Below are 12,707 nucleotides of genomic sequence, written 5' to 3'. Positions count from 1 at the left end.
ATTAGGCACGCCGCCAGCGTTCGTCCTGAGCCAGGATCAAACTCTCCGATAAATGGATCACAGACTAAGTTCACTGCATCCTGCAGTAACGTCTGTGTGATCTGCATCGTGCAGACCTTAGTTTGACTGACTACGCACATCACTGTGCGATTTATTTAAAACTTTGAATTAACAGGTACGTTTTGTCTTGTTTAGTTTTCAAAGATCATTACCGCTTGTCGAAGCAGCTTTATTATCTTACCACTCAGCTTCTTTTATGTCAACAACTTTTTTCAAGTCGTTTTCGAAGCTTTTTGTTTTGTCTGCTGTTCATCAGCGACGTTTAATAATATAACACCCTTTTGAAAGTATGACAATAGTTTTTTTAAAAAAAGTCTCCGTTTATTTTCTTTCATACTTATTTCAGTTTCTCTTCTATAGAAAGAATGCAGTCTTGTGGTTTGGTATATTTTCTTGTATAGTAAGATTGAACTAAATACTTGATGACCACAAGGGGAGCATTAAAGCTGAGAGTGAACGTTTTGTTCTGACCCTTTGAACCTGTTAGTTAACGCTGGCGTAGGGATGTGGCAAAGCCAAATGATTTGCAGTTTATGTAAGCAGCGCGCGGACCTTTTCCCATCCTTCCCCGCGCTGCTTTTTTGTTTATCCTTGATACGGTTGTCTGAGCAGGGGGAAAACTATGAATCATTCAACACAGCTTGTGCGCTTAATAGAAATAGCGATTATGACCGGAGCGGCCGTCATTCTGGACATTGTGTCAGGTATGTTTCTCCGGATGCCCCAAGGCGGATCAGTCTCTATTATGATGATTCCGATTTTTTTGATTTCATTCCGCTGGGGAGTGAAGGCCGGGCTTACGACAGGCTTTTTAACAGGGATTGTCCAGATCGCCATCGGCAATTTGTTTTTGCAGCATCCGGTGCAGCTATTTCTTGATTATATCGCGGCGTTTGCAGTTCTCGGTTTCAGCGGCTTGTTTGCTTCCGGTGTCCGTGAAACGGCATTGGCTAAAAAAAGAGGCGCATTAACGGTGTATGTGGTAAGCGGCGTTTTTATCGGCAGTGTACTGCGGTATGCGGCACATGTAATCTCCGGAGCGGTCTTTTTCGGAAGCTATGCTCCGAAGGGCACTCCGGTCTGGATTTATTCGCTCGTCTACAACGCGACTTATATGATTCCTTCTTTTATCCTTTCAGCCATTGTCCTTATCTTATTATTCATGACAGCGCCGCGGCTTCTTGAATCCAAGCGGGCAAATTGAAACAGCAGGCGGGTTATGCCTGCTGTTTTTTTATCCAGAGCTGCGTTCTTCTTTCGAATCGCTCAGTTCTTTTGTAAGTTCATTTATGCTTTGTTTTATGTTTCCTTTGCCTGAAAAATTCTCAATGATCTCTTTTACATTGATTCCGGAAGATGCTTTTAAACTTTCCTGAAGACCGGCCATTAAATTGGTTGCATAGCCCGTGACTTTATTGGCTCCGCCGTTTTCACCGCTTCCTCCCGTATCAACAACCGTTATTTTATCAATGTTGGAAAGAGGCGCCGAGACTTGCTTCGCATACTCAGGCAGCATTTTCACAATCATATCGAGGATTGCGGCCTGCCCGTATTTTTCGAAGGCTTCAGCAATTTTCTCTTTAGCTTCCGCTTCCGCAAGACCTTTCAGGCGGATGACTTCTGCTTCGGTTTTTCCTCTCGCCTTTTCAGCCTCCGCTTTAGCAAGACCGTCAATTCTCACGCGTTCAGCTTCCGCTTTGGCCATCGCTTCAATACTATACTGTTCGGCATCTGCTTCTGCGAGCTGCTTCGCCTTTGCAGCTGCGGCCGCTTGTTCTACCGAATAACGATCGGCATCGGCTTTTTTCTTCACTTCAGAGTCATACTGGCGCTCACGGCGGAGAATTTCTTTTTCTTCCAATTCAATCTGCTTTTGCCGCTCAATAATTTTAATCTGCATTTCCTGCTCTGTCACCTGCTGGCGGGCTTTTGCTGTTTCGAGGTCATATGCCTGGTCGGCATTGGCTTTTGCTGTGTCCTGCTCTCTTCTGTATTCCGCCATTTTCAGCTGATTGATTTTTTCCGCTTCAGCTATTTCCGTCGCCCGCTCCAGCTCTGATTTTTTTGCGTCTTTATCAGCGGCCGCGCGTTTAATCCTCGTCTCTTTATCCGCTTCTGCCGTGGCAATGTCCGCATCCCGCTTGACTTGGGCGATTCTCGGCTTACCTAACGATTCTAGATAGCCATTTTTATCGCGGACATCTTTAATCGTAAAGGAAACGATCATCAGCCCCATTTTGGCAAGATCCTGAGACGCGACCCGCTGGACTTCCTGAGAAAACTTTTCCCTGTTTTTATAAATTTCTTCAACGGTCATGGAGCCGAGGATGGAGCGCAGATGGCCTTCCAGCACCTCCCGCGCCTCCTGCTCACGGTCGTCCTTGGATTTCCCCAAAAATTGTTCAGCTGCTGTGGCGATTTCACCGATGGAGCCTCCGATTTTAATAATGGCGGTTCCGTCGGCCATTACCGGCACCCCTTGTTCTGTATAGACTTCAGGTGTAGAGACATCAAGTTTGCTTGACAGTAAACTGAGAGGTTCTGCCTGCTGGAATACCGGGAGCACGAACGTTCCCCCGCCCCGGACGATTTTCAGACGATTTCCGCCTTCATCAATGTGGACGTTCTTATTTCCCAAATAACTTCCGGTCACGATAAGGGCTTCATCCGGCCCCGCTGTCCGGTACTTCGTAATAAATACAGCAATAAGTGCGATGAGTAAAAAGAATACAATTCCGATGACGATGATGATCGGCATAGTCATAACAGCTCCCCCTTAGATATCAGATTGGTTCATGCGGCGTCACAAAAAGCACTCCGTCTTTCACATCAATCACTAATACGTCCGTTCCGTACTTGATCTGTTCTTGATCAAAGCTGACCGCAGATTTAGAAATGGCGCCTCCGATTCCCTCTATGATCACTTCCCCATAGCCGTCTTTCGGAACGGAAGTAATAACCCTGCCGATTCTGCCCTTTAAATCCGACTCCCGATATACGAGCGACTCTTCCGCTGATGAAAGCGGTACAAGGATGAAGAAGTAAAGCAGGCTGACCAAAAAAACTGAAAGCACAAATGAAAGTAATGCAATGATAGGATTTGAAAGCGAAGTTGCGATTTCGCCGATGTAACCTGAGGCTGAAAAGATGGTCAAAAACGACAAAATCAACGTTGGATTTACGAATGAAACAGGAATGACTTCCGAGAGGCCGTGAAACACATCTTGAAAAAACAGAATCAAAAGCGTGAGGCTCCCCGCAATAATCAGTGTGTAAAGATAGATCGTTTCAAGCGGCAGATGAAATATGTCCACATACTTTCCTCCTTTCGGCCGGGTCTCGGAGTGTTACTTTATATACGGGTGTAAAGGGAAATGGTTTCAATTTTCTGATAAATAAGGCTGATTACATGATTATCCAATCCGGATATGGTATGTTTACTCCAAAGGAGGAGATAGAATGAGCATTTTTAATGAAGCCAGACAGCAGACTTGGGAAGAACTGAAAGGACTCTCTGATGAGGAATTCAACCAAAAGCCCGCGGCTGATGAATGGAGCGTGCGCGAAGTCCTTGACCATTTAAAGAAAATTGACGAATCAGCGCAGAGTCTTTTATCAAAGCAGGCAAAAGACGCACCGTTTAAAAAAATCGAAGAAAAACCGATGGAGTTTATAGAGGACAGAACAAATAAACGGCCGGCGCCGTCACAGCTTGAACCTGAGCAAAACCGAATATCAGTCATTGAAGCGAAACAAGAATTAGATACGGCAAGACAGCAGCTGACCGCCGTTATTTCATCATTAAACGAGGAAGACTTTGAACGGGTGCTTCCGCATCCCGTTTTTCAAGAACTGACGATCCGCCAGTGGATTGATTTTATCGGCCATCATGAAAAGCGTCACATCAATCAAATAAAAGAAATCAAACAAAAAATCGAGAAGGTCTGAGTCAGACCTTTTCGATTTTTTTCTTGACGCGTTTCGGTTCATAAGAATGAATGTCGACCGAATCACCCGTGCATATGTCTCCCGGCCGTTCAACAATACACACAATTCCCCTTCTGCCCATCGCATGCCTCACAAACGCCGCAGCGAGTTTTGGCTGATCCGGGTAAAAGGATTGAATGATTTCTCCCGGCTGAATGCACGGATCATTTTCTCCCTCGCACAACAGAGACGCACCGCTTGGAAATATTATTCTGCTTCCTTCTTTAAGCGACGTCAGTGCAGAAAAACCGCTGATTGCGATATTAGCGCCGAGCCATTCGGGAAAGATATGAGAAACCCCCATCGCCGCCGCAATCTCATCACATTCCTCCATGGACACGATTGAAATTTGTCTCCGGTTAAAAATTTCCGTCCCTCTTTGATACATCGGCTCCCGCGCACCGGCTTTTTTTGTCAGTCCGAAATGAAGGTCACCGGGAAACCCGCCGTATTCCGCCCGAAGCTTGTCCATCTTTTTGGTAACAAATTGTTCCGTATCCGCTATATATACGCCTTCCGCCTTTGCTGTTATGCACTTCCACATCACCCGTCACCGCCTTTTTCTTGACATTATCCTTAAAAAACCCCGCTCTGTAAAGGAGCGGGGTTCAATTATTATACCGTTTTCGGCGTTAAGTCAAAGCAGCGTTTGTAAATCCAGTTGTATGCTTTCTCATTCAAGTCTCTTGGATTTCCGAAGGTTTGCGGATCTTTCATGGCTTCTTTTGATAAACGCTCAATCATGTCCGGAGACACACCTTGTTCTTCTAAACTCGGCACCTCTAAATCTTTTACAAGGTCATACATCCAATTGACGGACGCTTTGGCCGCTTCTTCGGTTGTCATTTTGCTTGTATCGATTCCGAATGCTTTGGCGATGCGGGCAAATTTTTCCGGATATCCCTTCCAGTTATATTCCATTACCGGCCCCATCATAGCTGCGACGCATTGCCCGTGAGCGACAGGAATGATGCCGCCGAGTGTCTGGCTCATTGCATGCGCAGCGCCTGCGGATTCACTGCCGTATGAAAGTCCGGCAAGCATCGCCGCCTGCGCCATGCCGTATCTCGCTTCCAAATCCTCTCCGTCCGCGAACGCACGCTTAATATAATGCGCCGCATATTCAATTGCCATTAAAGCCACAGCATCAGTGATCGGCTGCGCGAATTTCATCGTATAGCACTCAATGGCGTGCGCGAGGGCATCGATACCTGTCATAGCCGTCACATGCGGAGGCATGGACGTATGCAGCTCAGGATCAATGACTGTTAAATGCGCGGCGATAAGCGGTCCGCCCGTATTGAATTTAAATTCTCTTTCCTCGTCCGTAATGACCGCCCATTGCGTAACCTCTGAACCTGTTCCGGCAGTTGTCGGGATCGTTGTCAGCGGAGGAATACGGTTTTCCAGCGGCTTTTTGCCTTCCGCTGCTTCATAATCAAGCACGCTTCCTTCGTGTGTCGCTTCTACTCCGATCGCTTTCGCCGTATCCATAGAGCTTCCGCCGCCGACAGCCACAAGGCCGTTGCAGTTTTCTTTTTTATACAGTTCAGATCCTTCGTTCACAAGACGTACAGGCGGGTTCGGCTCCACTTTGTTAAACAGGACGACTTCGATGTCCGCTTCCTGCAAGGATTCAATAACCGGGTTTGCCACTCCCGCGTTATAAATTCCCGGGTCTGTTACGAGCAGCGCTTTTGTGACGCCAAGCGCTCTGACTTCTTTTCCCGCATGCTGAATCGCGCCGATTCCGTGCTTAATAACTGTCGGGATTTCGAATGTATGGAATTTATGCATGCTTTCTACTTTCATATTTAATGTCATATTATATCTCCTCCTCGTTATGCTTGAAACCAGTTAACAGGTGCGGGTTTCGTGTTGCGGTAAATATGTTTGACTTCCGTGTACTCTTCCAGACCGATTTTGCCGAGTTCGCGGCCGAAGCCTGATTGTTTGTACCCGCCCCACGGCGCTTGCGCGAAATACGGATGAAAATCATTGATCCAAACCGTACCCATCCGCAGTTTCGCGGCTACGCGTTCGCATTTTTCAATATCCTTTGACCATACCGCTCCGGCCAGCCCGTAAATGGTATCGTTGGCGAGTCTGACCACTTCTTCTTCAGAAGAGAATGACTCGACTGTTAAAACGGGGCCGAAGATTTCCTCTTGGACAATTCTCATGTCAGACTTGCAGTTTGAGAAAATAGTAGGTTCATAGAAGAAACCGTTTTGAAGAGCGGGATCATCAGGACGTTTGCCGCCTGTTTCCAGCTTTGCCCCTTCTTCGATGCCGATTTCTACGTATTTTTCAACTTTGGCCCGATGCTCGGCGGAAATCAGCGGACCGCTTTCCGTATCTTCATGAAAACCGTTTCCTAATTTGATGCTTTTCGTGCGCTTGATCAGCTCGGCTAAAAATTCATCATGAATGGCTTCGTCCACTAAAAGGCGCGAGCCTGCAGAACAAACTTGGCCGGCATGAAAAAACACGGCGTTGAGCGCTTGATCTGCAGCTGTTTCGAGATCCGCATCTTTAAACACGATATTCGGATTTTTGCCGCCAAGCTCAAGGGCAATCTTTTTCACATTGCCGCTTGCCGCCTGCATGATTTTTTTGCCTGTTTCAATTCCGCCCGTAAAGGACACCAAATCGACGTCAAGGTTTCTCGCCAGCTCATCCCCGACAGAAGCGCCCGGTCCAAGCACAAGATTGGCGGCTCCTTTCGGAATACCGGCTTCTTCTATTAATTGAAAGACTTTAATGGTTGTCAGCGGAGTTATCTCGCTCGGCTTTAAAACGATCGTGTTTCCAGCCGCAAGAGCGGGAGCGATTTTCCAGCTCGCCTGAAGGAGCGGATAGTTCCATGGCGTAATTTGTCCGCATACGCCGATTGGCTCTCTGACGATTTTACTTACGGAATCGGGAATCGGAGATGAGATGACCTCGCCTCCGTCTTTATCAGCCAAACCGGCATAATACTGAAATACATTTGCGATATCATCCATGTCGGCTTTGCTTTCTTCAATGGTTTTCCCTGTGTCCAGCGATTCCAGCTCAGCTAATTCGTTCAGATCGCGTCTGATTAATTCCGCAATTTTCAGAACAAATTGACCGCGCTCCAGTCCGGAAAGCACCGGCCACTCCCCTTCATCAAATGCTTTTCTGGCTGCGGCGATGGCTTTCACCGCATCGTCCCGGTCTCCTTCGCATACTGTTGCAATTTCTTCCTGATTAAATGGATTGATGATACGGCGGGTCTGCTTTTTTTCTGCACTGATCCATTCGCCGCCGATATAAAGCGTTTTGCTCATGAGAGTCCTCCTTACCGAAAAGTAAGTTTGTTAAATAAAAATTTAATGTTTTTAACAATGTTAATTTAACACATGTTTTTTAACCTGTCAAAACCTTGTTTGTCCGCTTAGGTTTTGACATTTTGCCATGATTCGTTAAGATTAAGAACATAAAGAAATGACTTAATCAATTTAATCTTCAAGAGGAAAAGAGGGACAGTATGGATGAGAATCCAGAATTTGCAGCTATAGAACAAGCAAGGGATCTTGTCATTGATTCCATTGCTGAGACGATGGATCTGTACGGAATCACCCGGAGTGTCGGGATTTTATACGGAACAATGTATATGAGAGATGAAATGACGCTTGATGAAATGCGTGAGGAACTGCAGATGAGCAAACCGAGTATGAGCACAGGCGTCAAAAAGCTGCAGGATTTAAATGTGGTCAAAAAAACCTTTCACCGCGGGACGCGGAAGCATACATTTGTGGCGGAAAAGGATTTTTTTACGTTTTTCACGAATTTCTTCCCGCCGAAATGGGATCGGGAAGTTCAGGTGAATTTGTCCGCCATCGTACAGGCCCAGGCGGATTTGCAGGCCGTTTTGCTGGCAGAGGAAGGCAGCGCGGAATTACAGGAAGAAGCACGGCAGTTATATGATCAGCTTGAAAGCTCGAAGGCCTATTATCATTGGCTGAAGCGGCTCGCCGATTCAGTCCGGAGCGGAGAGATTTTTAACTTTATTCCGATAGAAACAGACGAAAAAACGCCTGAATCGTAATCAGGCGTTTTTTCTTCGTCATTTTTCGACGCGATTTGATTATTTTCGAGGAAATATAGGAACATAACCCCATTTACTTCCATTAAAATTGATGGTAAATTTTTATAGGTACAGTCGTTCTTTTTTAAGAACGATCGACAAATTTTTTTAAGGGGGATTTTGATATGAAACAAAAGTTTTTCTCAACTGTCATGGCAAGTTTATTCGGCTTGGCTTTACTGCTTTCTCTGCCGACAGCATCATTCGCCGCTGAATCAGGTTCAACCGTTCACGAGCCGGAAATGTCCACAAAGGCGACCGCTACTTTATTTGCAAAATACACAGGTGCCAGCCAGCAGGAATGGTCATTTTCTGATATCGAATTGACGTACCGCCCGAACACGATCCTAAGCTTAGGCGTTATGGAATTTACCCTTCCTAGCGGATTTGCGGCTACAACAAAAGATACAATCAACGGACACGCTTTGCGTGAAAGACAGATTCTGAATAACGGCAAAACAGTCAGACTTCCGTTAAACATTGATTTGCTCGGCGCAGCGGAATTTAAGCTTTCTCTTAATAATAAAACATTGCCTGCAGCAGGTACATATAAGTTCCGTGCAGAAAATAAATCATTGAGCATCGGCTCTAAATTCTATGCTGAGGACACAATTGTTGTTCAAAAACGCAGTACACCGCCGACACAGCCTTGCAACTGCAAATAATTGCGAAAAACGGACCGGCACAAGCTCATCGCTTGTCAGCCGGTCTTTTTTTGTGCTGTTTTCTTTCTTCCGGCCCTCGCATTGACAAACCCTTGAAACAGGAGTACATTCTTGTTTGTTGTATTTGGAGTGACGAAAACAGTTTCTTAAGGAGTTATGAGGATTGGGAAAAATCAAAAATAAACAATTTGCCGTCATCGGACTCGGCCGTTTCGGCGGAAGCATCTGCAAAGAGCTTTTTAAAATGGGGCATGAGGTGCTGGCCGTCGATATCAGCGAAGAGCGGGTCAACGCATACTCCTCTTATGCCACTCATGCCGTGCGGGCAAATGCGACGGAAGAAAGCGAACTTCAATCGCTCGGCATCAGAAATTTTGAATATGTCATCGTGGCAATCGGCGCCAACATTCAGGCAAGCACGCTGACGACGCTGTTATTGAAAGAACTGAACATCCCTAACATTTGGGTGAAGGCGCAAAATTATTATCATCACAAAGTGCTTGAGAAAATCGGCGCTGATCGTATTATTCATCCGGAAAAGGATATGGGCGTGAGGATTGCGCAAAGCCTTTCGGATGAAAACGTCTTAAATTATATTGATCTGTCAGATGAATACAGTATCGTAGAACTGTCAGCCACGAAAAAACTCCATTTAAAAACCATTCTTGACCTCGGCGTCCGTGCCAGATTCGGCTGCACCATTCTCGCCGTGAAACATAATGGAGACATTCAGCTGTCCCCTTCTCCGGAGTCTGTCATCCATGAATGTGACTGCCTTGTGCTGATGGGGCATAAACGTGATATTAAAAGATTTGAAACAGAGGGAATGTAAAAAAAGCCGGCTGCGGCCGGCTTTTGTGATGCTTATGTTTCTTCATTTAACTGGACGGCGGTTTGGTCAACCCAGCCGATCAGCTTGTCTTTCACCTGAAATTGATACCAGACAGATCCGCCGTTTTGCTTCTCAGAGACAACTTTAATATGCTGGCCGGTAAACTTTTGCGCCGATGCCAGTTTAATAGAATGCTGCTCTTTCGACGGCTTGGACCAAATGTCTTCCATGGCGTAGTCTTTGATGGCGCCTTTCTTATCAACTGCTTTAAGAGAGGCATTGATTTTGTCAAATTCATTCAGGTTATAGGTTTCTATGACATCTTTAATTTTTTCCGCATAGTCGGGATCTGTGGCATAGCCGGATTTTTGAAGGGCTGCCGCAGCTGTTTTATAATCGTCCGCTTCTATGACGGGTTTATACTTCTTTTTATTCCAAGACGTTCCTTTGACAAATAATTTGGCGTGGTCATCCATGGATTCAAAAAACGTGTTGTACTTACGGAATTTTGCCCGAATCGTTTTTCGTTTCCCTTTTTCAAATTCATCTGTTTTCATCGTGACGTGTTTTCCTTTATAATCACCTTTTACACCGAACAGGTTGCGCGCTTTTCCCGCAAGCTCACTGTTCCCCCAATCCGATTCGAGAATGGCCTGTGCAAGGGTGATGCTCGGAAGGACATGATATTTCTCATATAAAATCTGAGCATGCCCGGAAAGGCTGTCAATAAAGACCTGCTGCCCGTCCACCTCTTCAGGCGGTTTTTCTTCCGTCGCTATGAATTTCGAAAACACCATTGATACCAGAAATAATCCGAATATAAGAGATACAGCAAAAAGGCATCCAAGCACCCTTTTGGTCTTTGCTTTCTTTTTCATATCAACCTTCCTTTAATTCCGGAATCACTAGATTTATAATTTTACTGGTCATTGATGAAAATTTCAATAAAATAGGGAAAAAGACGGAGAAAGAACATGTATGCAAACAAAAAGACCCCTCAAAGAGGAGTCTTTTTTTTATGCCATGCTCAGCTGAGGACCGAACAATTCAAATTGAACGGAATCAGAGTTAAACCCGAGTGCAAGAATCATATCTTTCATTTGCGTCATAAACGGTGCTGAACCGCACAAGTAAAATTCAGTATCTTGATTCAGATGAAGCTGCTCTAAGAAGCTTTGATCAATCCGGCCGCTGTAAAACGGCTTGTCCCCTGAGCGGTCTTGTTCTGACGGTTCACTATATACATAAATGACGTTAATATTCGGATTGCCTGCCGCAGCTTGCTCGACTTCTTTGCGGAACGCGGCGTACTCTCCGTTTTTCGCGGCATGAATAAAAGTAATGGAACGCTCCGGCTGTTTTTCGGCGGCTGTTTTCAGCATGCTCATCATCGGCGTGATTCCGGAACCGGCACTGAGAAGGACAGCCGGTTTTTCGGCGGAAGACAGTTTGAAATCCCCGGCGGGTGCGCTGACTTCAAGTTTATCTCCTTCATGAACTTCATTGTGGAGATGAGAAGAAACCGCCCCGTCCTTTTTCACGGAAATTCGATATTCGCCTTTTCGGGCAGCATCAGAAAGGCTGTATTGGCGAATGTGCGTATAAGGAGAATCTGCAATCCGCACTTTAATGCTGATATATTGCCCCGCTTCAAATTCAGGAAGCGCAGAGCCGTCGCTCGGTTTGATATAAAATGATGTGATGTCTTTGCTTTCTTCGGTTTTCTTTATCACCGTAAATTCTTTATATCCCTGCCATCCGGCCGCATTGTACATATCTTTTTCAATGCCGATGAAAGCCTCTGCAATGACGCCGTAAGCTTTTTCCCAAGCCTCCATAATGTCAGGAGTTGCGGCATCCTGCAGCACATCCTTGATCGCCAGAAGCAAATATTTTCCGACAATCGGATAATGCTCCGGCTTTACCCCGATGCTTGTGTGTTTATGGCCGATCTGTCTGACAGCCGGAATGATTTGTTCTAATTGATCAATATTCCCCGCAGCCGCAATGACTGCATTTGCCAATGCTGTGCGCTGCGTCTGTTTCTTTTGGTTCGTTTGGTTAAACATATTTAACAGTTCGGGATGATCTTGAAACATCAGGTTATAAAAGCGTCCTGTGATGTTTTCTCCATGTGTTTTCAATACGGGTACTGTGCTTTTGATGATGTCTATTGTTCTCTCATCCAGCATGTTCATCCTCAACCCTTCTAAAGATGTATTTTCAATATATCTTTATAGTAAGAGATATTTCGAATAAAAGATATATCTTAAATGAATCTTTAGAAAAGTCGTCACAATATTGTGGTCAGTTTGGAATCATTGGTTTTTATTCCCTTTTTCACCTATTGGAACCGGGACACATATTCTAGAAATTATACGTTTACACATGAAAGCAGGGGATTGTATGGTTTCTTATATGGATTACACGTCTCCGAATACACAGTTCACATATGATGTGAATGAGAGCCGTTTTTTCACTAAAGATCATCGGAACTTTATCAATGTATTGGGGATTAAACAGTTAAACACGCTTGAAAATATTTCATTATTGGATATCTTTTTGAGCAAGACAAATGTGATTGAACCGCATACCCATCAAAATGCCGCTGAATTGGTGTACTGTATTTCGGGTTCCGCAACCGTGTCGATGCTGAATCCGTTCACCCAGAAAATACGAAATTACCCGATCACCCCCGGGCAAGTGGCGAATATTCCGCAGGGGTGGTGGCATTATGAGATCGCGACTTCAGATAATACCCATCTTTTGGCCATATTTGACGCCCATACGCCTGAAGTGATTTATGGCTCGGATATTCTCCGCCTCACACCGCCCGAGATCATGGCGCATACGTACTGTCTGAATGAACAGGAATGGGAAAAAGCTGTTTCACCGATCCGCAAATCAACTGTGATAGGTCCCGATAAATACTGCGGGCAGTCTGAAAATACGGGTATTCACGATATGAATAAACCTTATCAGCCAAATACGCATTATCCGAATGATCCGTATCGGCATTATGATCCGCAGTTATATTGGGGGTATTAAA

At 45.3% G+C, this 12,707-nt stretch carries 13 protein-coding genes and 1 riboswitch; of the genes, 6 read left to right on the top strand and 7 right to left on the bottom strand.

Annotated features, from left to right (window positions below; translation table 11 throughout):
• The first annotated feature begins 481 nt into the window (after positions 1–481).
• Positions 482–582, top strand: a riboswitch (TPP riboswitch).
• A 100-nt stretch (positions 583–682) separates the two neighbouring features.
• Complete coding sequence (gene thiT, locus ACH32G_RS09775) at positions 683–1,264, top strand: energy-coupled thiamine transporter ThiT (protein WP_016938183.1); 582 nt, start codon at positions 683–685, stop codon at positions 1,262–1,264.
• A 30-nt stretch (positions 1,265–1,294) separates the two neighbouring features.
• On the opposite strand, the gene ACH32G_RS09770 is transcribed toward thiT, so the two are convergent.
• A complete protein-coding gene (locus ACH32G_RS09770) occupies positions 1,295–2,824 on the bottom strand; it encodes a flotillin family protein (protein ID WP_448814270.1) in 1,530 nt (509 codons plus the stop codon).
• 19 nt (positions 2,825–2,843) lie between these two features.
• Entirely contained in the window at positions 2,844–3,374 is a 531-nt protein-coding gene (locus tag ACH32G_RS09765; RefSeq protein ID WP_448814269.1) for an NfeD family protein, read from the bottom strand.
• Between the two features lie 145 nt (positions 3,375–3,519).
• Here ACH32G_RS09765 and ACH32G_RS09760 point away from each other — a divergent pair, with 145 nt between their 5' ends.
• The gene (locus ACH32G_RS09760) at positions 3,520–4,008 is read left to right on the top strand and encodes a DinB family protein (RefSeq protein ID WP_095241438.1); all 489 of its coding nucleotides are present in this window, start codon (positions 3,520–3,522) and stop codon (positions 4,006–4,008) included.
• 1 nt (position 4,009) lies between these two features.
• Here the strand turns inward: ACH32G_RS09760 and ACH32G_RS09755 are convergent, their stop codons facing one another.
• The 3 genes from ACH32G_RS09755 to betB form a co-directional block, all read right to left on the bottom strand.
• On the bottom strand, positions 4,010–4,591 hold the full coding sequence (locus ACH32G_RS09755) for an MOSC domain-containing protein (protein ID WP_016938180.1): 582 nt from the start codon (positions 4,589–4,591) through the stop codon (positions 4,010–4,012).
• 71 nt (positions 4,592–4,662) lie between these two features.
• The gene (gene gbsB, locus ACH32G_RS09750) at positions 4,663–5,871 is read right to left on the bottom strand and encodes a choline dehydrogenase (RefSeq protein WP_448814268.1); all 1,209 of its coding nucleotides are present in this window, start codon (positions 5,869–5,871) and stop codon (positions 4,663–4,665) included.
• Between the two features lie 17 nt (positions 5,872–5,888).
• Positions 5,889–7,361 carry a betaine-aldehyde dehydrogenase gene (gene betB, locus ACH32G_RS09745; RefSeq protein WP_448814267.1) on the bottom strand — a complete coding sequence of 491 codons (1,473 nt, stop codon included), beginning with the start codon at positions 7,359–7,361 and terminating at the stop codon, positions 5,889–5,891.
• A 200-nt stretch (positions 7,362–7,561) separates the two neighbouring features.
• Between betB and cudC the strand changes: the two genes are divergently transcribed.
• The 3 genes from cudC (at position 7,562) to ACH32G_RS09730 (ending at position 9,658) form a co-directional block, all read left to right on the top strand.
• Positions 7,562–8,122: a choline uptake/conversion transcriptional regulator CudC gene (gene cudC, locus ACH32G_RS09740; protein WP_016938177.1), complete on the top strand. Its 561-nt coding sequence runs from the start codon at positions 7,562–7,564 to the stop codon at positions 8,120–8,122.
• A gap of 164 nt (positions 8,123–8,286) precedes the next feature.
• Positions 8,287–8,826, top strand: a complete 540-nt coding sequence (gene bslA, locus ACH32G_RS09735) for a biofilm surface layer hydrophobin BslA (protein ID WP_016938176.1) — start codon at positions 8,287–8,289, stop codon at positions 8,824–8,826.
• 163 nt (positions 8,827–8,989) lie between these two features.
• Positions 8,990–9,658: a potassium channel family protein gene (locus tag ACH32G_RS09730; RefSeq protein WP_016938175.1), complete on the top strand. Its 669-nt coding sequence runs from the start codon at positions 8,990–8,992 to the stop codon at positions 9,656–9,658.
• A gap of 32 nt (positions 9,659–9,690) precedes the next feature.
• On the opposite strand, the gene ACH32G_RS09725 is transcribed toward ACH32G_RS09730, so the two are convergent.
• Entirely contained in the window at positions 9,691–10,536 is an 846-nt protein-coding gene (locus ACH32G_RS09725; protein ID WP_099744234.1) for a glucosaminidase domain-containing protein, read from the bottom strand.
• Between the two features lie 138 nt (positions 10,537–10,674).
• Entirely contained in the window at positions 10,675–11,850 is a 1,176-nt protein-coding gene (gene hmpA, locus ACH32G_RS09720; RefSeq protein ID WP_448814292.1) for an NO-inducible flavohemoprotein, read from the bottom strand.
• Positions 11,851–12,064: 214 nt separating this feature from the next.
• On the opposite strand from hmpA, the gene ACH32G_RS09715 reads away from it, so the two are divergent.
• Positions 12,065–12,706 carry a cupin domain-containing protein gene (locus ACH32G_RS09715; RefSeq protein ID WP_448814266.1) on the top strand — a complete coding sequence of 214 codons (642 nt, stop codon included), beginning with the start codon at positions 12,065–12,067 and terminating at the stop codon, positions 12,704–12,706.
• The last annotated feature ends 1 nt before the right edge of the window (position 12,707 follow it).

The sequence above is a fragment of the Bacillus sp. CIS52 genome (assembly GCF_053545315.1).
This window is presented reverse-complemented; position numbering and strand designations above follow the sequence as displayed.

Bases quoted from the DNA above. Each gene is read 5' to 3' on its own strand.
- thiT (WP_016938183.1), top strand. From the start codon at position 683: ATGAATCATTCAACACAGCTTGTGCGCTTAATAGAAATAGCGATTATG.
- ACH32G_RS09770 (WP_448814270.1), bottom strand. From the start codon at position 2,824: ATGACTATGCCGATCATCATCGTCATCGGAATTGTATTCTTTTTACTC.
- ACH32G_RS09760 (WP_095241438.1), top strand. From the start codon at position 3,520: ATGAGCATTTTTAATGAAGCCAGACAGCAGACTTGGGAAGAACTGAAA.
- ACH32G_RS09755 (WP_016938180.1), bottom strand. From the start codon at position 4,591: ATGTGGAAGTGCATAACAGCAAAGGCGGAAGGCGTATATATAGCGGAT.
- gbsB (WP_448814268.1), bottom strand. From the start codon at position 5,871: ATGACATTAAATATGAAAGTAGAAAGCATGCATAAATTCCATACATTC.
- betB (WP_448814267.1), bottom strand. From the start codon at position 7,361: ATGAGCAAAACGCTTTATATCGGCGGCGAATGGATCAGTGCAGAAAAA.
- cudC (WP_016938177.1), top strand. From the start codon at position 7,562: ATGGATGAGAATCCAGAATTTGCAGCTATAGAACAAGCAAGGGATCTT.
- bslA (WP_016938176.1), top strand. From the start codon at position 8,287: ATGAAACAAAAGTTTTTCTCAACTGTCATGGCAAGTTTATTCGGCTTG.
- ACH32G_RS09725 (WP_099744234.1), bottom strand. From the start codon at position 10,536: ATGAAAAAGAAAGCAAAGACCAAAAGGGTGCTTGGATGCCTTTTTGCT.
- hmpA (WP_448814292.1), bottom strand. From the start codon at position 11,850: ATGCTGGATGAGAGAACAATAGACATCATCAAAAGCACAGTACCCGTA.
- ACH32G_RS09715 (WP_448814266.1), top strand. From the start codon at position 12,065: ATGGTTTCTTATATGGATTACACGTCTCCGAATACACAGTTCACATAT.